At 69.0% G+C, this 16,681-nt stretch carries 21 protein-coding genes; 6 read left to right on the top strand and 15 right to left on the bottom strand.

From position 1 onward, the window contains the following. Window positions 1–4 precede the first annotated feature (4 nt). The 6 genes from HV793_RS01195 to HV793_RS01170 form a co-directional block, all read right to left on the bottom strand. Entirely contained in the window at window positions 5–751 is a 747-nt protein-coding gene (locus tag HV793_RS01195; RefSeq protein WP_175212508.1) for an SDR family oxidoreductase, read from the bottom strand. Window positions 752–795: 44 nt separating this feature from the next. Further along, complete coding sequence (locus HV793_RS01190) at window positions 796–1,164, bottom strand: cupin domain-containing protein (protein WP_054451681.1); 369 nt, start codon at window positions 1,162–1,164, stop codon at window positions 796–798. A gap of 95 nt (window positions 1,165–1,259) precedes the next feature. Further along, window positions 1,260–2,054, bottom strand: a complete 795-nt coding sequence (locus HV793_RS01185; RefSeq protein ID WP_175212507.1) for an AraC family transcriptional regulator — start codon at window positions 2,052–2,054, stop codon at window positions 1,260–1,262. Continuing rightward, window positions 2,051–3,043, bottom strand: coding sequence for a formylglycine-generating enzyme family protein (locus tag HV793_RS01180; RefSeq protein WP_175212506.1), 993 nt, complete (start codon window positions 3,041–3,043; stop codon window positions 2,051–2,053). The genes HV793_RS01185 and HV793_RS01180 overlap by 4 nt, the downstream gene beginning before the upstream one ends. 88 nt (window positions 3,044–3,131) lie before the next feature. Beyond that, entirely contained in the window at window positions 3,132–3,800 is a 669-nt protein-coding gene (alkB, locus tag HV793_RS01175) for a DNA oxidative demethylase AlkB (protein ID WP_054451679.1), read from the bottom strand. Window positions 3,801–3,806: 6 nt separating this feature from the next. Then, window positions 3,807–5,351 carry a phospholipase D family protein gene (locus tag HV793_RS01170; protein ID WP_244958622.1) on the bottom strand — a complete coding sequence of 515 codons (1,545 nt, stop codon included), beginning with the start codon at window positions 5,349–5,351 and terminating at the stop codon, window positions 3,807–3,809. A 99-nt stretch (window positions 5,352–5,450) separates the two neighbouring features. Between HV793_RS01170 and HV793_RS01165 the strand changes: the two genes are divergently transcribed. Beyond that, window positions 5,451–6,023 carry a helix-turn-helix domain-containing protein gene (locus HV793_RS01165; protein ID WP_175212505.1) on the top strand — a complete coding sequence of 191 codons (573 nt, stop codon included), beginning with the start codon at window positions 5,451–5,453 and terminating at the stop codon, window positions 6,021–6,023. Window positions 6,024–6,030: 7 nt separating this feature from the next. Continuing rightward, complete coding sequence (locus HV793_RS01160; protein ID WP_054451677.1) at window positions 6,031–6,567, top strand: GNAT family N-acetyltransferase; 537 nt, start codon at window positions 6,031–6,033, stop codon at window positions 6,565–6,567. A 35-nt stretch (window positions 6,568–6,602) separates the two neighbouring features. On the opposite strand, the gene HV793_RS01155 is transcribed toward HV793_RS01160, so the two are convergent. Next, complete coding sequence (locus HV793_RS01155) at window positions 6,603–6,935, bottom strand: hypothetical protein (RefSeq protein WP_054451676.1); 333 nt, start codon at window positions 6,933–6,935, stop codon at window positions 6,603–6,605. A 246-nt stretch (window positions 6,936–7,181) separates the two neighbouring features. Here HV793_RS01155 and HV793_RS01150 point away from each other — a divergent pair, with 246 nt between their 5' ends. After that, a complete protein-coding gene (locus tag HV793_RS01150) occupies window positions 7,182–7,331 on the top strand; it encodes a hypothetical protein (protein WP_165867857.1) in 150 nt (49 codons plus the stop codon). Between the two features lie 182 nt (window positions 7,332–7,513). After that, window positions 7,514–8,329: an SDR family NAD(P)-dependent oxidoreductase gene (locus HV793_RS01145; protein WP_175212504.1), complete on the top strand. Its 816-nt coding sequence runs from the start codon at window positions 7,514–7,516 to the stop codon at window positions 8,327–8,329. 21 nt (window positions 8,330–8,350) lie between these two features. Here the strand turns inward: HV793_RS01145 and HV793_RS01140 are convergent, their stop codons facing one another. Then, complete coding sequence (locus HV793_RS01140; RefSeq protein WP_119451079.1) at window positions 8,351–9,121, bottom strand: sulfite exporter TauE/SafE family protein; 771 nt, start codon at window positions 9,119–9,121, stop codon at window positions 8,351–8,353. Then, window positions 9,118–9,531 carry an SEL1-like repeat protein gene (locus tag HV793_RS01135; protein ID WP_054451673.1) on the bottom strand — a complete coding sequence of 138 codons (414 nt, stop codon included), beginning with the start codon at window positions 9,529–9,531 and terminating at the stop codon, window positions 9,118–9,120. Before HV793_RS01135 ends, HV793_RS01140 begins: the two co-directional genes overlap by 4 nt. Window positions 9,532–9,654: 123 nt before the next feature. Between HV793_RS01135 and HV793_RS01130 the strand changes: the two genes are divergently transcribed. Then, window positions 9,655–10,554, top strand: coding sequence for a LysR family transcriptional regulator (locus tag HV793_RS01130; RefSeq protein ID WP_054451672.1), 900 nt, complete (start codon window positions 9,655–9,657; stop codon window positions 10,552–10,554). Here the strand turns inward: HV793_RS01130 and HV793_RS01125 are convergent. Beyond that, the gene (locus HV793_RS01125; protein ID WP_175212503.1) at window positions 10,551–11,954 is read right to left on the bottom strand and encodes an MATE family efflux transporter; all 1,404 of its coding nucleotides are present in this window, start codon (window positions 11,952–11,954) and stop codon (window positions 10,551–10,553) included. The genes HV793_RS01130 and HV793_RS01125 overlap by 4 nt on opposite strands. Window positions 11,955–12,084: 130 nt before the next feature. Here HV793_RS01125 and HV793_RS01120 point away from each other — a divergent pair, with 130 nt between their 5' ends. After that, window positions 12,085–12,567 (top strand): MarR family winged helix-turn-helix transcriptional regulator, encoded by a 483-nt coding sequence (locus HV793_RS01120; protein WP_054451670.1) that lies wholly within the window; start codon window positions 12,085–12,087, stop codon window positions 12,565–12,567. Here the strand turns inward: HV793_RS01120 and HV793_RS01115 are convergent. The 5 genes from HV793_RS01115 to HV793_RS01095 all read right to left on the bottom strand — a co-directional run bounded on the left by HV793_RS01115 (window position 12,554) and on the right by HV793_RS01095 (window position 16,588). Then, on the bottom strand, window positions 12,554–13,504 hold the full coding sequence (locus tag HV793_RS01115; RefSeq protein WP_175212502.1) for a DMT family transporter: 951 nt from the start codon (window positions 13,502–13,504) through the stop codon (window positions 12,554–12,556). The genes HV793_RS01120 and HV793_RS01115 overlap by 14 nt on opposite strands. An 81-nt stretch (window positions 13,505–13,585) precedes the next feature. Further along, window positions 13,586–14,392, bottom strand: a complete 807-nt coding sequence (locus tag HV793_RS01110) for an AraC family transcriptional regulator (protein WP_054451668.1) — start codon at window positions 14,390–14,392, stop codon at window positions 13,586–13,588. Between the two features lie 83 nt (window positions 14,393–14,475). Then, window positions 14,476–14,970, bottom strand: coding sequence for a hypothetical protein (locus HV793_RS01105; RefSeq protein ID WP_175212501.1), 495 nt, complete (start codon window positions 14,968–14,970; stop codon window positions 14,476–14,478). Next, window positions 14,967–15,515 carry a hypothetical protein gene (locus HV793_RS01100; protein WP_119451073.1) on the bottom strand — a complete coding sequence of 183 codons (549 nt, stop codon included), beginning with the start codon at window positions 15,513–15,515 and terminating at the stop codon, window positions 14,967–14,969. The genes HV793_RS01105 and HV793_RS01100 overlap by 4 nt, the downstream gene beginning before the upstream one ends. Window positions 15,516–15,619: 104 nt before the next feature. Then, window positions 15,620–16,588, bottom strand: coding sequence for a LysR substrate-binding domain-containing protein (locus HV793_RS01095; RefSeq protein ID WP_054451666.1), 969 nt, complete (start codon window positions 16,586–16,588; stop codon window positions 15,620–15,622). Window positions 16,589–16,681: the final 93 nt, after the last annotated feature.

Here is a 16,681-nt window from a genome sequence, read left to right as displayed (position 1 = left end):
CGTTTCAATTGCCGCCGGACACCTCGATGAACGAACCGCTGGTGTAGCCGGCCTCATCCGAGAACAGCCACATCACGGCGCCTGCGACTTCTTCGGCCGTGCCGCCGCGACGCAGCGGAATCGCGCCCTTCAGGCGGTCGACGCGGCCGGGTTCGCCGCCGCTGGCGTGCATGTCGGTGTAGATGGTGCCGGGACGTACGCCGTTGACGCGGATGCCTTCAGGCGCGACTTCCTTGGACAGGCCGATGGTCATCGTGTCCATGGCGCCCTTGGAGGCGGCGTAGTCCACATACTCGTTGGGCGAGCCCAGCCGGGCGGCCACGGACGAGACGTTGACGATGGCGCCGCCCTGGCCGCCATGGCGCGTCGACATGCGGCGCACTGCCTCGCGGGCGCACAGGAAGGCGCCGACCACATTGGTGGACAGCACGCGCAGCAGGCGGTCGGCGCTCATCTGGTCCACGCGCATCTGCTGCTCCAGGATGCCGGCGTTGTTGACCAGCGCGTCGATGCGGCCCAGCTGCTGGTCCAGTTCGCCGTACATGCGCAGCACCTGGTCCTCTTGCGAGACGTCGGCCTGCAGCGCGACGGCGCGGCCGCCGCCCCGCACGATTTCCTCGACCACCGCGCGCGCGGCGTCGGCATTGGAATGGTAGTTGACGCCTACCGCGTAGCCGCGGCGGGCAGCCAGCCTGGCGACGGCGGCGCCGATGCCGCGGCCGCCGCCGGTGACGAGCATGATCTTTGACATGGCTTGCTCCTGATGGGATTACACCTTAGCAGATGGCGGCGGGCTCAGATCCAGACGTCGTTGGGAGCGCTGCGCTCGCCGCCCTGGTCGCCGGTGTTGCGCACGCCGCGCGGCTCGATCAGCAGCATTTTGACTTCCTCGGGCGCACAGGGCTTGTGCTCCACGCCCTTGGGGACCACGGCCATTTCGCCAGGGCCCAGGTCGATGTGGCCGTCGCGCAGCTGGATGCGCAGACGGCCCTCGATGACGATGAAGGTCTCGTCGGTGTCGGCATGGCTGTGCCACACGAATTCGCCCTGTATTTTCACCAGCTTGAACTGGTAGTCGTTCATCTCGGCGACGACTTTGGGCATCCAGTGTTCGGAGATCAGCGCCAGTTTGTCGGCGAAGTTGATGGTGCGGATTTCGGGCATGGGGAGGACTGTCGCATAGGGTTGAGCAAACCCCAGCATAGAAGGCTGCGCCGACGCCGTCTTGTACGATCGAGCAGCTTTGCGCGAATCCGCGTTCAGCGGCGCAGCATGCGCCGCCAGCGGTCGGGCGCCATGCCGTAGGTCTGGACGTGGCGGCGCGTCAGGTGGCTCTGGTCGGTGAAGCCCGACGCGGCGGCCGCTTGCGCCAGCGGCATGCCCGCGGCGATCAGGCGCCGGGCCTGGTCCAGGCGGCGCAGCATTACGTAGCGGTAGGGGCTGGTGCCGAACAGCGCGCGGAAGTCGCGCGACAGGCTCCAGCGGTCCCTGCCCGCGGCCGCTGACAGCTGTTCCAGGGTGATGGACCGTTCGAGCGAGGCGTGGATGTATTGGCGGGCGCGCTCGGCCGCGGCGTAGTCGGCGCTGCGGCGGCCGGGCTTGCCGCCAGCCGCGGCGCACAGGGCATGGCTCAGCTCGTACAGCGCGTCGTCTTCCTGCAGCGGGTCGATCGGATCATGCGTGTCCTGCAGCAGGCTGGCGCTGGCGGCGTACAGGCGTGGATCGGCGGAGATGCCGCCCGGGATGAATGGCAGCGGCCGTCCGCCCAGGATCTGCTGGATGAGCGCCGGCTCGACGTAGATCATGCGGTAGTGGAAACCGGCTTCGGTGCCGGCCTGGCCGTCGTGGACTTCGTCGGGATGCAGCACGATGGTGCCGCCGGGCAGGCTGTGCCGCAGCCCGCGGCGGTAGTGGAAGCTCTGCACGCCTGACAGCGTGCGGCCGATGGCGTAGGTGTCGTGGCGGTGCATGCCGTAGCCTGGACCGCCGAAATAGGCTTCGATGCGCTCCAGCTGGCCCGAGGGCGCGGCTCGCAATATCCAGTCTTGTTTCAATCCGCCTCCCGCAGCAGCCTCAATCCCACCAGAGGATAGCGCGTTTCCTGCGTGTTCCAGTTGCGGTAGGAGGCGCGCGTGTACAACGCCCAGGTATGCCAGGAGCCGCCGCGCCGTACGCGCACGTTGCCGCTGGCGGGGCCTTGCGGGTCGTCCACGGGTGAATGCGCGTAGTAGTCCTCGCCATACCAGTCCGAGACCCATTCCCAGGCGTTGCCGTGCATGTCGTACAGGCCGAAGGCATTGGGCGCATAGCTGGCGACCGGGGCGGTGAAGGCGTTGCCGTCGGCGCGGGCGGAGGCATGCGCCTGCCATTTGGGCCAGAGCGGCGCGGCGTCGGCGTCGAAGCCGTTGCCGACGTCGGGCATGGCGGCGGGATCGTCGCCGTTCTGGTAGCGGGTGCGCGCGCCGGCGCGGCAGGCGTATTCCCATTCGGCTTCGGTGGGCAGGCGGTAGACCTTGCCTTCGGTCTGGGTCAGCCAGCGGGCCAGCGCCGTGGCGTCGTTCCAGCTGATGTTGACCACGGGATGGTCATCGCCTTGCGCGAAGCCTGGATTGCGCCAGGAATAGCGGCGGTCGCGGCCTTCGAAAGCGTCGCCGCGCTCGGATTTGTCGGGGTCGTACTGCGGGTTGTAGCCATAGCCGCCGGTGCCGTCGGCCTCCGACTCCGGCACGTAGCCGGACGCCTCGATGAAGCGGCGGAACTGGCCCACGGTGACTTCCGTGCGTTCCAGGTAGAACGGACGGGTGATGCGCACCGTATGCACCGGCGCTTCATCGAACAGCTGGGCGTAGCGGTCCGGCGGGTAAAGCGGATAGTCGCGCGCCAGCGCCTCGGGCGTCTCGTCGCTGCCCATCTGGAAGCTGCCGGCCGGCACGCGGACAAAGGTCATGCCCAGCGAATTTTCGATCAGGGTGGGCGCTTCACCCGACCAGGAAGGCGCCGATACGAGGGTGCAGAGCAAAGCCAGGGCGGTGCGTGTGCGCATGGGAATCCGGTAGGCGGAGCATGAGGGGTGCGCAATAGTAGAGCCGCCGCTTGCGCCCGGCCAGACGCGGGGAACCCTCATGCCGCGCTCAGCCGGCGCGGCGGATGGTGAAGTTGATGCGCTGGCTGCCCAGCCGCGGATGCGGCAGGTCCTTGATGGGCATGATGCCGTGGTAGCGCAGCCGGTCGACCCCGCCCCACACGACCACGTCGCCATGGAACAGCGGCGTGCGGCTGGCCTTGTCCGCGCGCTGGTCGCCGCCGAAGAGAAACATGGCGGGCATGCCCAGCGATACGGAGACGATGGGCGCGCCGTAGTCGCGTTCGTTCCTGTCCTGGTGCAGCGACAGCCGCGAGCCTGGCTCGTAGCGGTTGACCAGGCAGGCGTCTGGCTCGAAGCCGGGAAAGCCGGCTTCGGCCGCGGCGGCCTGCGCCAGCTGCATGAAGGCCTGGGGCATGGCGGGCCAGGGCTGGCCGGAGAGCGGATCGATGCGCGCATAGCGGTAGCCGCGCGCATCGCTGGTCCAGCCCAGCTGTCCGCAATTGGTCAGCGCCACCGACATGGTGTAGCCGCCGGGGGTTTCCATGTGCCGGAAGGGCGCCTGCGCGGTCACGGCATCGACTCCCGCGAGGAGCGCGTCCACCAACGGCAGGGCAAAACCGCGCAGCACCACGGATTGCGGGCCGAGCGCGACGCGTCCGCCTTGCGCGGCGCCGTCGTCGCCGTCCTCCCCAAACAGGTCCAGGTTGGTAGCCATGCCGGCCTACAGCAGCGGTTCCAGCGGCAGCAGCGACACGAACCAGACCGACAGGCGTTGCCACACGGTCGTGCCGGGCTCCGTGTCGTGGCGGATGGTGTCGCCGTTGCGCTGTTCCAGCCAATAGAGCTGGCCCTTGTCGTCCAGGCAGACGCGGTAGGCGGCTTTGGGGATGTCCTTGTCGAAGGCGTCGGCGATGTGGCGCGCCAGCGTGGGGCTGTCTATGACGAAGCCCAGCTCGGTGTTGAGCTTGGCCGAGCGCGGGTCGAAGTTGAAGGAGCCGACGAAGATGCGCCTGCCGTCGACGGCGAAGGTCTTGGCGTGCAGGCTCGAGCCCGAGCTGCCGAAGGGGCCCATGCTCTTGTTGCGCTCGACTTCGGCGCCCATGCGCTTCATTTCGTAAAGTTCCACGCCGCTGGCCAGCAGATCCTTGCGGCGCTTGGCGTAGCCGGAATGCACCACGGCGACGTCCGTGGCTTCGAGCGCATTGGTGAGGACCTTGACCTTGACGCCGCTGCGCGCCATTTGTCCGAAGGACTCGGTGCCGACGGCGGTAGGCACGAAATAGGGCGACACCAGTTCGAGATCGGTGGTGGGGGTGCCGATGATTTCATGCAGCTGATGCGGCAGCATTGCCTCGGGCGGCGCGGTGCCCAGCGTCTTGCGCGGATCGTCGCTGACCATGCGCGTGTCGGCCCATTCCAGCGTCAGCTCGCCGCGCAGCAGCTGCTGGATGAAGGGCAGCTTGCGCATGGCGTCGGCATAGGCGGCGGCTTCGGGAGAGCGCTCGACCCGGGCGGCGGCCTGTTCCAGTTCGTCCAGTTCGCCGGGGTCGGTTTTCTTAAGCAGCCGGTCGACCGGGTAGGCCGAGTCGCTGGCCCAGTAGCGGTCGAAATCCGTCGACACGTCATTGACCGCGGCGCCGATGGCCAGCACGTCCAGGTCGGTGAAGAGCACGCCGCTGGCCGCGCCGAAGTACTCGTCGCCGACGTTGCGCCCGCCGATGATGGTGGCCTGGTTGTCGGCGGTGAAGGACTTGTTGTGCATGCGGCGGTTCAGGCGGCTGAAGTCCGTCAGGTAGCCCAGGGGCTTGGGCCAGCGCAGCACGAAGGGGTTGTACAGCCGCACTTCGATGTTGGGATGCGCGTCCAGGGCGGACAGCTCCTCGTCCAACCCCGAGGTGCCGTTGTCGTCCAGCAGCAGCCGCACCCGCACGCCGCGGTCGGCGGCTTCGTGCAGGGCCTCCAGCAGCATGGTGCCCGTCATGTCCTTGTGCCAGATGTAGTACTGCACATCCAGGCTGCGTTCGGCGGCGCGCGCCAGCAGCATGCGGGCGGCGAAGGCGTCATAGGCGTCGGGCAGCGGGTGGATGCCGGACTTGCCCGGGTGCTGGGCAGCAAGCGGCGCGATGGCCCGGCCCAGCGGGGTGTCCTGCGATGCTTCCGGCGTCAGCGCATGGGATTCGCTGCGGTTATCCAGCGGCGGCAAGCCGCAGCCGCTCAGCAGGCTCAGGCAAAGGGCAGTCATCATCAAGGGTTTGGCCAGGTACATGACCCGTATTGTGCCGAAATCGCGGCGCGGGCCGGTTCTGGCAGCCACCTTTCTCTGGGAAGCTTGACGGTTTTCCGTATTTGAGAGAAATTCTCTTATATGGAAAACAACATTAGCGCCGAGGCCGATCTGGACGGCCGCATCGCCGCCCGGCTCAAGGCGTTGCGCCAGGAGCGCAACTGGTCGCTGGACGAGCTGGCCGCCCGCGCCGGTCTCAGCCGCGCCACCCTGTCCCGCCTGGAAAACGCCGAAGTCAGCCCGACCGCCAGCGCGCTGGGCAAGTTGTGCGCGGCCTATGGCCTGACCATGTCGCGCCTGATGCTGATGGTCGAGGATGACTTCGTGCCGCTGGTGCCGCAGCAGGCGCAGGCCGTGTGGGTGGACGGCAGCGCGGGATTCCGCCGCCGCTCGGTGTCCCCGCCCGCGCAGCAATTGGCGGGCGAGGTGCTGGCGTGCGAGCTGGAGCCTGGTACGCGCATCGCCTACGAGCGGTCGCCCCGGCCAGGGCTTGAACACCACCTGCTGATGCTGGACGGCGAGCTGGCCATCACCGTCGATGGGCAGGCGCACCGCCTTTCCCAGGGCGACTGCCTGCGCTACCAGCTATTCGGCGCGAGCGAATTTTCAACCCCGCCGCATTGCGGCGCCCGTTATCTGCTCTTCATCGTCTGAGCCTGCCATGTCCCATCCGAATCCTGAATTGATCCTGCTGTCAGCGGATGCCGCCGACGCTCTCGTGCCCGAGCTGGGCGAACTGCTGCGCGCCTGCGTGCAGGGCGGCGCCAGCGTCAGCTTCGTGCTGCCGTATTCGTCGGACGACGCGCAGGCGTTCTGGCGGGCCAAGGTGCTGCCGGCGGTCGCCGGCGGCAAGTCGGCGCTGTGGGTGGCGCGGCAGGACGGACGCGTCGCGGGATCGGTGCAGCTGGATTGGGACACGCCGCCCAATCAGCCGCACCGCGCCGAGGTGCGCAAGCTGCTGGTGCATCCGGACTTCCGCCGCCGCGGCCTGGCCCGCGCCTTGCTGGCCGAAGCGGAAGCCATGGCGCGGCGCCAGGGACGCAGCCTGATCACGCTGGACACGCGCACGGGCGATAGCGCCGAGCCGCTGTACGCGTCGCAGGGCTATCAGACCGTGGGAGTGATACCGGGATTCAGCCGCGATCCGCATGATGCCGCCAAGCTGGACGGCACCACCATCATGTACAAGCAGCTGTAGCGGACGCTGCCGCCGCGGGCGGCAGCGGCAGGGCTTTAGCCCAGGGGCTTGATGCCCACGCTGTAAGGCGGGGCATTGCCGCGCGCCGGGGCCTTGATCTTCAGCATCGAGCCGCCGGGGGTGAATTCGAATTCCTGGTACGGAACCTCGAACCACTGGTGAAAGCTGGTGCGCGAGAATTCCGGCACCCAGACCTTGGCGCGCTTGGGATCGCAGTGGAACTCGACCAGCGTGCGGTCTATGCCCAGCGGGCGGGTATTGCCGATGCGGTAGCTGACTTTGAGTTCGGCGCGCTCGGTCGAGCCGGGGCGCCAGGCCAGGCCGACGGATTCCATGAATTTTTCGATCGCCTCGATACCGCGATGCATGACTGACTCCGAATGCGGGCGGGCACGTGGCCCGGAAAAACTGTGCCGTTCCCCGCGGCGCCGCAGGAAACACCCGAATTATCCGTCATTCCAGCTGCGGGCGCTTCCAGGCTTGCATGCCGTCAATCGGCGCCATTGAACAAAGCAAATGGACGGCGCGCGGCCAGGCCCGCACCATGACACCCATGTCCTCTATAAGACCTGCGCGGCCCGCGCCGGTCCGGACGCGAAATCCTAGGAGTCATCATGGCAAATTTCATACTGGCATTGGTCAACGCGGAACTCTCTCTCTTCGGCGTCGAGACGCCTGGCGCGGCGCAGGAACCGTCAGCAGCGCCGCAGGCGGCAAGCGCGCCCGCATTCGACAGCGAGCATTACCGCAGCGCGCTGGGCTGAGCGCCAGCGGAACACACCGTTGCAGGAATAGGCAGGATTCACGCAAGAACGAGCCTGTACGCGCAGGCTCGCGATTCTTACCATCTCTACCAGGGTCGAGACGGCGTGTCCATTGCGGATGCGCTGGCTCTGCCACGCTGCCGGGCGCATTGCCGGCAGCGCACGCAAGGGAAGGGAATCGCATGAATACCGAAAAAATCTGGTTGGTGACGGACGCATCCGCGGGGCTGGGCCTGGTCCTGGTGAAGATGCTGCTGGACTTGGGCCACAAGGTTGCGGCGACCTCGCAGGACGGCGATGCGCTGCTGGACGCGGTGGGCGCCAAGCTGGAGGGGCAGTTCCTGCCCCTGACGGTGGACCTGGCCGACGAGCGCAAGGTGCAGCGCGCGGTGGATGCCACGGTGGCCGCCTTCGGCGGCCTGGACGTGGTGGTGAACAACGCGGGCCATGGCCTGCGCGGCGCGCTGGATAGCCTGCCGGACGAGGACCTGAGAGGCACCTTCGACATCAATGTGTTTGCCACGCTGAACGTGATCCGCGCGGTCCTGCCGCGCATGCGCGCGCAGCGCAGCGGGCACGTCTTCAACATCTCGTCGATCCTGGGCTTCGATGGTGGCAGGGCCGATTGGGGCGCCTATAGCGCCGCCAAGTTCGCCGTCAGCGGCCTGACCGAAGCCCTGGCCGCCGAGGCGGCGCCGTTCGGCATCCGGGTGTCGCTGGTCTACCCGGGCGCGCTGCGCACGGCGGACGGCGAGCAAGCGCCCGAACTCGCGGCGCGCGATGCGCAGGCGCGCGACGCGGACGGCGATCCGGCCAAGATGGCGCGCACGCTGATCAATGCGGCGCAGGCGCAATATGCGCCCCTGCACCTGTTCCTGGGGCGCGACGCCTTCGACCAGGCGCGCGCCAAGATCCAGTCGGTGCAGCAGGAACTGGCGCGCTGGCGCGAGATGTCCGTGTCCATCGGCTTCGTGGACGAAAGGCGGATGGCCGCCTGACGCTCCGGCTGAGAGCCGGGCTCAGGCCGTCCAGCCCTGCACCGCCTGGTAGGCGCCCAACAGCGCCAGGCTCACCATGAAGCAGCGCTTGAAGGCCTGCGCCGACATCCTGCCGCGCAGCCATGTGCCCAGCGCCATGCCGGCCAGCGCCGGCAGCAACATCAGCAGGGACGCGCCGGCGGCTTCGGGCGTGTAGCCGCCGGTGACGCCCAGGCCGATCGCCAACGCCACGGTGGACACCGTGAACGAGATGCCCATGGCCTGGATCAAGCCGTCCTTGCCCAGGTTCAGGGCTTGCAGATAAGGCACCGCGGGGATGACGAACACGCCGGTCGCCGCGGTGATGACCCCGGTAATGGCGCCGACCGATACGCCCACCAGCCCTTGATGGCGCTGCGGCGCCCTGGGCGGCGAGCCGAACAGGCCCCAGGCGGCATAGGCCACCAGGGCCAGCCCCAGGCACACGCTGGCCCAGTGTCCCGAAGGCGGACCCAGCCACAACGCGCCGCCTATCGTGCCCGCGCAGACGCCGGCCTGCATCGCGCCAATGCGGCGCAGCACCTGGGGCAGCGTGACCCAAGGCCGGGCCTGCCAGAGGTTGGTGATGAGGGACGGCACGATCAGCAATGCCGCGGCCTGGGCGGGAGCCATGACCAGCGCCAGCATGGCCATGGAGATGGTGGGCAGTCCCAGCCCCACGACGCCCTTGACCACGCCGGCCAGGATGAACACCGATACGGTGATGGCAAGCAGCACGGGCGTGCCGCCGGGAAACAGGTCCAGGAGGTTCATGCGGGCTCGCAGCGGACGGTGAGGCCGTCGCGCGGACGGCCGAACAGGGCGTAGGCGACGTCGTCCGCGCCCTTGCCGTCCTGGCGGGCGGCGCGCAGCAGCCACCGCCGTCCCTCGCACAGGTCGGCGCGCAGGGACTCACCGTAGAGCGTCGGGCCGCCCAGCAGGGCGATGCCCAGCATGCGCTGCGCGGGCGCGTGGCCGTCACTGGCGGCCGCGCGCAGCCACTGCGTCATGGCGGCATAGTCGCCCTGGGTCTGGGCTTCCAGCGCCAGCGCGTATTTCTGCGCTGGCGTGGTGTGAGGGTCCAGGCTGGCGGCTACGGCCAAACCTGAGCCTTGCAGGCTCAGGGCCAGCAGGGCAAGAGCGGGCCAATGGACCCGGGGGCGCCGCGATATGATGGTTTTCATGGGATTTCCCTGGATTGGAAGGGCGGGAGTTCATTGTCATCCGCAGCGCCTTGGATCTTGTATCGGGATCTCGCGTAGTTGTCCTATGGCACAGCCTGAGGCTTGCCGTGCTACGCTTTTTGCATGCGATTCGATCTCACCGATCTGCGGCTGTTCCTCAACGTACAGGAAACCGGCTCCATCACCGCGGGGGCCAAGCGCTCCCACATGACGCTGGCATCGGCCAGCGAACGCATCCGCGGCATGGAGGATACGCTGGGCGTGCCGCTGCTGCTGCGCGAGCCGCGCGGGGTCGAGCCCACGCCGGCGGGCCGCACGCTGGCGCACCATGCGCGCGTGGTGCTGGCGCAGATGGATCGCATGCGCGGCGAGCTGGACCATTACGGCCTGGGGCTGAAAGGGTTGGTGCGCGTGCTGTGCAACACCACGGCCCTGAGCGAATACCTGCCGCCGGTGCTGGGCGCATTTCTCAAGGACCATCCCCGCGTCTCGGTGGACCTGGAAGAACGCTTGAGCCACGAGATCGCCGACGCGTTGCGGGCAGGCGCCTGCGACATCGGCGTGCTGGCCGATTCGGCCGATCTGCACGGCCTGCATACGCAGACCTTCCGGCATGATCCCCTGACGCTGATCGTGCCGCCGGACCACGCGCTGGCCGGCCGCCAGTCGGTGCTGCTGGCCGACGTGGCCGACCAGGAATTCGTCGGGCTGGTCGAGGGCAGCGCCTTGCAGGAACACATCGCCCATCACGCGCGGCGTGGCGGCAAGGCCTTGTCGTACCGCGTGCGGCTGCGCAGTTTCGATGCCGTGTGCCGGATGGTGGGGCAGGGCGTGGGCATTGCCATCGTGCCGCGCGTGGCGGCGGCGCGTTATGGCCGGGCCGCGGGTGTGCGGCGCGTGGCGTTGGCCGACGATTGGGCCGCGCGCGACCTGGTGCTATGCGTGCGCGACACGCTGCCGGCCTACGCGGCAGCGCTGGTGGAATACGCGCTGCGCGACGCGCCTGCGCGCCCGGACCGCTAGGAGCGCGCGAACAGCCGGCGCCAGCCCTGGACCGGGCGGTCGAACCAGGAACCCGACGCGACGGCGCCCAGGATGACCAGGCCATAGACGCACATCGCCAGCGCCGCGATGGCGAAGAACAGGCTCAGCGATCCCGTCAGGCGCAAGACAATGGCGCCGGCGCCGATGCCGAGCAGCAGACGCAGGAATCCCGCGATCAGCGGCCATTTCAGGCGGCCGGCGCCCTGCGAAGCGAAGTACATCGAGAAACCCAGGGCGAAGAAGCCGTAGACCGGGCCGACGGTGCGCAGATAGCTGGCGCCGGCTTCCAGCATATGGTCCTGCGCGCCGAACAGGCGCAGCCAGGCCTCGGGGAAGAACGCCGCCGCCAGTCCGATGGCCTCCGCCAGCACAAAGGCCATCGCGCCGCCGGTCAGGGCGATGCGCAGCGCGCGTTCGGGCTGGCCCGCGCCGATGTTGGACCCCACCATTGCCACCATGGGCGCGCCCAAGCCGAAGGCGATGGGCATTAGCAGGTACTCCAGGCGCACGGCGATGCCATAGCCGGCGACCGCTGCGGTGCCGGCATAGGCGCCGACCAGGGCCGCCGTCAGCGCCACCAGGGCGTTGGTCAGGAGGGGATTGATGGTGGCCAGGGCGCCCACGCTGAGGATATTGCGCATCAGGCCCGGATAGAGGCGGCTGGGCACCAGCCGCGCCGCGTTGCGTCCGCTGGCGCAGTACAGGCCCAGGATCAGCGCGCCCAGGGCGTAGTAGATCACCAGCGCCCAGCCGCCGCCGGCCACGCCCAGCGCGGGAAAAGGCCCCCAGCCGAAGATCAGGCACGGAGACAGCGGGATCAGCAGCAGGGCGCCGCCGCAGATCACGGCGCCAGGCACCAGCATGTTGCCCGTGCCGCGGATGGCGCTGGCGAACGCGTTCATCAGCCACATCAGGACGATGCCGCCGAAGATGACGTCGGAATAGGCCAGGGCGGCCTCTAGCGCCTCTCCCTCGGCGCCCAGCGCGCGGTAAAGCCACGGGCCGCCAAGCAGCAGCAGTGCGCAAAACGCCAGGCCCAGCAGGCCGTTGAGCACCACGGCGTGCAGCACCAACTGGTCCGCCTCGCGCTGCCGGCCGCCGCCCAGCGATCTTGCGACCGCGGCCGAGATGCCGCCGCCCATCGCGCCTTGCGACATGTTCTGCATCAGCATCAGCACCGGCACCACCAATGCCACGCCCGCCAGCACCGGCGTGCCCAAGCGCGCCAGGAACCAGGTCTCGATCAATCCGGTGGAGGACTGCGCCAGCATCATCAGGATGTTCGGCCACGCCAGGCGCGCCAGCGTGGGGGCGATGGGCGCATGCAGCATGGTCTGAAGGCGCGCATTGGCGGGACGGGGCGGCGGTGGCGCGGACATGGGAAGGAACCCTTGGGTGGCGTTCGAATATTTACGTGCATATGCCAATAAAAGTCAAGATTGCGCTAGACTCGATTCCACGCCGGCGGTAGCGTTGAGTCCTTGCCGTCCTCCACTTCTTGCGCCTGCCATGCCCGACGAACAGCCTTCCGTTTCCGCCGCTTCCGTTGCACCCGATCCGCTCATCTGCAACGGCGCGGCGCTGCGCAAGGCGACCCGGCGCGTTTCGCAGCTGTACGACACGGTGCTGGCTCCCTGCGGCCTGAAGGTGTCGCAGCATTCCATCCTGGTGCATATCGCGCGCGCGGGCACGCCGTCGATGACCGACCTGGCGCGCAACATGGTGCTGGACCGCTCGGCGCTGGCGCACAATCTCAAGCCGCTGGAGCGCGACGGCTACGTGCAGATGTCGCGCGACCCGCTGGACGGGCGCAGCCGCCGCGTGGCGTTGACAGACGCGGGACGCGCCAAGCTGGCGGAGTCCAAGCGTCTGTGGAAAGACGCGCAGCGCCGCTTCGAGGCGGCCTACGGGGCCGAACGCGCCGCCGCGTTGCGGCGCTCGCTGGCCGATATTTTTTCCGACGAGTTTGCGCTGGCCTTCAGCCGCGGCTAGGGCCGCTGGGGGCGTCGTCGGCAGCGGCTGCGGGTCCGGCGGGTAGCCGCTGGCCGCGCGAGCGCAGCCCGGACCCGCCCAGCGCCAGCACCGCGCCCAGCACGCAAGCCATGCCGGCCAGCTGCGCGGGAGCCAAGGATTCGCCCAGCAGTCCGGCGGCCAGCGCTACCGCCGATACCGGCGCCAGCGCGGTGAACAAGGCGGCTTCGGCGCCGTTGACGCGGGCCGCGCCCGCATACCAGAGCAGGAAGCCGCCCACGGTGGGCACCAGCGCGTAGTAGGCCACCGCGGCCACCGCCGAAGCGGGCAAGTTCAGATCCCACGGCGCTTCCGCCACGCATGCCACGGTCGAGAATGCCAGGCCAAAGCCCGTCATGAGCGTCGATAGCGCCAGCGGCGCCACCGGCTGGCGCAGCCGCTTGTTCAACAGGATGAATAATCCTTCGCACAGCACCGCGCCCAGGATCAGCGCGTTGCCCGCCAGCGAGCGCGCGCCGCCTTGACCGGCCGAATGGCGCATCATCAGCCAGACGCCGAAGGCCGCGGCGACGATGGCGGCCAGCGTGGCCTTGCCCGGGCGTTCGCCCAGCAGCAGGATGGCGATGGCAGCCGAGACCAGCGGCAAGGTGCCCAGGATGATGCCGCCGTCCACCGCCGACGCACGCTGCAGCCCGGCGATCAGCAGCGCGGTGTAGCCGACGCTGCCGGCGATGGCCTGGACGGCCAGCAGCAGCCAGTCGCGCGGCGCCAGCCGCGGCAGGCGCGCGCCGGTCAACGCCATCAGCAGGGCGAAGCAGGGCAGTGCGATGGCGAAGCGCAAGGCCGTCGCGGTGAAGGGCGGCAAGCCCGTGCCGATGATCTTGCTGGCGGCTACCGTGCTGCCCACCAGCGCCATGGCGGCCGCCAGATAGCAATAGCCCTGCATCCGATTGTTCATTACCCGACCCACGCCTGTTCAGAGAGAGGCGCCCAGGCTAAGCGGCCGGGCGCGGCCGGGTCTTGAACGAAATTGCAGGGCTCAGCTTGCGGCCAGCGCGTAGCGGCGCGGCGATACGCCGTAGGCGCGCACGAACAGCCGGGTCATGTGGCTCTGGTCGGCAAAGCCGACCGCGGCCGCGGCATCGGCCAGGGCCGAGCCTTGCCGGATCAGGCTGCGCGCCAGCAGCAAGCGCCGCTGCACCTGGTAGGCGTGGGGCGTGAGGCCGGTGTCGCGGGCGAACGCCCGCAGCACCTGGTAGCGGCTCAGGCCGCTGGCCGCGGCCAGGTCGGCCAGCGACAGCGAGGCCGCCGGGTCGTCGTCGATCAGCGCGCGGGCATGGCGGATGGCGTCTGGGGCGGCGCGCGCGGGCCGGGCCAGACGCTCGGCATCGCGGTCGCGCGCCTGCGCCAGGATGCGCAGCAGCAGCGCATCGCAGGCCAGCGGCGCCGCGCCGGCAGTGGCCTGGGCATACAGCGCCAGCACGTCGCGCGCCAGCGCTGGGCGGTCCTGTGCTGGGTGCTCGAATTCGTAGCCGAGGCCGCTTGCGTCCAGTTCGGCTGCGGCCTGTGCCACCACCTCGGGGTCCAGGTACAGCATCTGCCAGGCGCGTTCGCCATTGCCGATGGGGGCGCCGTCATGCACTTCGCCGGGGTTCACCGTGATGACGTGGCCGGGGCCGGCCTCGACCTGGCCGCGGCCGCTATGCGAGACCTGGGCGCCCTGGCGCATGACGCCGATGCCGAACTGCTCGTGCGTGTGGCGCGCGAACGCATGCCGGCTGTGCGCGGCCACGGCCTGCACGCCGGCGAGGGCGCTGCGCTGCATGACGAACTGGCCTGAGTTCATGGGGAGTCTGGGGCAAGGGGCTTGCAGGCAGTATCACCCGCCCGCCCCGGCGCGATCAAGAGGCCAGCGGCCCGGCGCTCAGGCTATTGCAGCCCGTTCCAGCGTGCCACCGCGGGCTCGGCCGCGGCCCACTTCCACTGGCCGCCAGGCTGCTGGCAGATCATGCTGGAGTAGGCGGGCGCGGGTGCGTCCTTCTGCTCCACCGTGAACAGCACCTCGCGGCAATGGGTCAGCGGCGTGGCGATGTCGCGCACCACCTGGATGCCGCCGCGCTCGTTGCCTATGGACAGCGGTTGGCGGATTTCCCACTGGCGCACCTGGCCGATGGGCAGGGCGCCCGCCGCGTTGGCCATGACGTTCTGCTGGTCGTTCTTCCACTCGCGCAGCACGTATTTCACCGTGGCATCCAGCGCCGCCTGGACCGTGACGCCAATGGCGTAGCCCGCCACCGGATTGGCGGTGGCTGCGCCGCTGACGGTGCCGACCACGGCGCCCGCCGCGCCGCCGATCGAGGAGCTCTGGCAGCCGGCCAGGCCCAGGCAGGCGGCCAGCGCCAGCAGGCTTGCGGCGCGCCTCACTGCAGCGAGCCCCAGCGGGCCGTGGCGGGCTCGGCGCTGGCCCAGCGCCAGTGCTCGCCGTCGCGGCACACGGTGGTGACGTAGAACTCGCGTTGCGGATCGGCGCCAGCCTTGTCGGCCGGCGTGTCTATGGAGAAGACCACTTCCTTGCATTCCAGGTTCACGCCGCCGATCAGCCGGCTGACCGTGACCTGGCCCTGCGCGTCGCTTTCGATGGGCAGCTGGTGCTTGACCTGCCAGTTGGCCACCTTGCCCACCGCCAGCGGACCGGCGGCCATGGCGATGGCGTCCTGTTCTTCGCCGCGCGTCTTGCGCTGGGCGTAGGCCAGCGCGGCCTTGGCGCCGGCCTGCACGCCCAGGCCGATGCCGGTGGCGACGGTGGCGTTGTCAGTGACCTTGTTGGCGATGGCGGTGCCGGCGATACCGGCCGCGGCGCCCGTGCCTTCGTTCAGCAGCGAATTGCAGCCGGACAATCCGGCAAGCGCGGCGAGGGTGAGGAGGGCGATTGCGCCGCGGCCCGGGTTGATAGGCGGAAGTGTGAACAAACTGCGTGCCCTCCTGCTTGTTGCTTGGCGCGGGAAGTATAGGAGGGCGCGCCGCCGCGGCGCGAGCGTATTTGCATTTGTTGGCAATTTTCCTGCCGCGCGGATCAGGCGGGCAGGCGCGCGCCCTTGGTGTAGGCCTCGCGCAGCGCGGCGGCGAACAGCGCGTCGACGTTGCGGCGCAGGCCCTCGGCGCGCGTGAACAGCGCGATCGGCGGCAGGGTCCAGTCGAAGGAATACGGCACGATGGCGGCGCCGGCGATGCGCACCAGCTCGTCGGCGATGTCTGCGGGCAGGATGGCGACGGCGCGGTCGCTGGCCACGATCATTTCGCCGATCAGCTTGGACGAATCGCTTTGCACCGACGGCGTCGGGGGCGCCAGCCCGGCGCGCAGGAAGATCTCGGACACCTGTTCGCGGATCGGGCTGTCCGGCGTGCCCAGGATCCAGTCCAGGTCGGCCAGCCGGTTCCATTCCAGCCGCGAGCGGCCCAGGCGGGCCGCCAATCTGCGGCTGGCGATCAGGCGCGGCTGCTGGTGGTACAGCACCTCGAAGCCCAGGTTGTCCATGTCCACCGAGGGAGTGGCCCAGCCCACCACCATGTCCAGCGTATGGTCGCGCAGCTGGCGCAGCAGCGCCGGCCCCTGGCCTTCGTGGATGGTGGCGGTGATGCGGCGGCCTTGGGGCAGGGTGCGGCTGATGGCGGACGACAGCATCTGGCCGGACACGAAGGGGATGACGCCGATGTGCAGATGGGCGGCGTGGCCGGCCGCCACGGCCTCCATTTCCTGGACCAGATGCCCCAGGTCGTGGACCAGGGCGCGGGCGCGGGCCAGCACCACCGCGCCCAGCGGCGTGGGCGTCATGCCGCGCACCGAGCGTTCGAACAGGGGCACGTCGAACATGCTTTCCAGTTCGGCCAGGGCATTGGTCACGGCTGGCTGGCTGGTGGCCATGTGCTCGGCCACCCGGGTCAGCGAGCCGTGCTGCTCGATCTGCAGCAGCAGCACCAGGTGGCGCATCTTCAGCCGCGAGGTCAGTTTCCGGATAACCAGGTCCGGATCAAAGGCTGTCATAGGTGATGCATAAGGTAAAGATTATGGGACGATATTAAAGTTGAATGATCTGCTTATGTATTGGAGCCTAGAATTTTTCCTATATCAAGACTA

This window comes from Achromobacter aegrifaciens (assembly GCF_902859965.1).
In the GTDB taxonomy this organism is placed as follows: domain Bacteria; phylum Pseudomonadota; class Gammaproteobacteria; order Burkholderiales; family Burkholderiaceae_B; genus Achromobacter; species Achromobacter aegrifaciens.
Note: the sequence above shows the minus strand (reverse complement) of the source record. Positions and strands in the feature narration are given on the sequence as shown.

Excerpts from the sequence above, each read along its gene's own strand:
- HV793_RS01195 (WP_175212508.1), bottom strand. The coding sequence starts at position 751 with ATGTCAAAGATCATGCTCGTCACCGGCGGCGGCCGCGGCATCGGCGCC.
- HV793_RS01190 (WP_054451681.1), bottom strand. The coding sequence starts at position 1,164 with ATGCCCGAAATCCGCACCATCAACTTCGCCGACAAACTGGCGCTGATC.
- HV793_RS01180 (WP_175212506.1), bottom strand. The coding sequence starts at position 3,043 with ATGCGCACACGCACCGCCCTGGCTTTGCTCTGCACCCTCGTATCGGCG.
- alkB (WP_054451679.1), bottom strand. The coding sequence starts at position 3,800 with ATGGCTACCAACCTGGACCTGTTTGGGGAGGACGGCGACGACGGCGCC.
- HV793_RS01170 (WP_244958622.1), bottom strand. The coding sequence starts at position 5,351 with ATGTACCTGGCCAAACCCTTGATGATGACTGCCCTTTGCCTGAGCCTG.
- HV793_RS01165 (WP_175212505.1), top strand. The coding sequence starts at position 5,451 with ATGGAAAACAACATTAGCGCCGAGGCCGATCTGGACGGCCGCATCGCC.
- HV793_RS01160 (WP_054451677.1), top strand. The coding sequence starts at position 6,031 with ATGTCCCATCCGAATCCTGAATTGATCCTGCTGTCAGCGGATGCCGCC.
- HV793_RS01155 (WP_054451676.1), bottom strand. The coding sequence starts at position 6,935 with ATGCATCGCGGTATCGAGGCGATCGAAAAATTCATGGAATCCGTCGGC.
- HV793_RS01150 (WP_165867857.1), top strand. The coding sequence starts at position 7,182 with ATGGCAAATTTCATACTGGCATTGGTCAACGCGGAACTCTCTCTCTTC.
- HV793_RS01145 (WP_175212504.1), top strand. The coding sequence starts at position 7,514 with ATGAATACCGAAAAAATCTGGTTGGTGACGGACGCATCCGCGGGGCTG.
- HV793_RS01140 (WP_119451079.1), bottom strand. The coding sequence starts at position 9,121 with ATGAACCTCCTGGACCTGTTTCCCGGCGGCACGCCCGTGCTGCTTGCC.
- HV793_RS01135 (WP_054451673.1), bottom strand. The coding sequence starts at position 9,531 with ATGAAAACCATCATATCGCGGCGCCCCCGGGTCCATTGGCCCGCTCTT.
- HV793_RS01130 (WP_054451672.1), top strand. The coding sequence starts at position 9,655 with ATGCGATTCGATCTCACCGATCTGCGGCTGTTCCTCAACGTACAGGAA.
- HV793_RS01125 (WP_175212503.1), bottom strand. The coding sequence starts at position 11,954 with ATGTCCGCGCCACCGCCGCCCCGTCCCGCCAATGCGCGCCTTCAGACC.
- HV793_RS01120 (WP_054451670.1), top strand. The coding sequence starts at position 12,085 with ATGCCCGACGAACAGCCTTCCGTTTCCGCCGCTTCCGTTGCACCCGAT.
- HV793_RS01115 (WP_175212502.1), bottom strand. The coding sequence starts at position 13,504 with ATGAACAATCGGATGCAGGGCTATTGCTATCTGGCGGCCGCCATGGCG.
- HV793_RS01110 (WP_054451668.1), bottom strand. The coding sequence starts at position 14,392 with ATGAACTCAGGCCAGTTCGTCATGCAGCGCAGCGCCCTCGCCGGCGTG.
- HV793_RS01095 (WP_054451666.1), bottom strand. The coding sequence starts at position 16,588 with ATGACAGCCTTTGATCCGGACCTGGTTATCCGGAAACTGACCTCGCGG.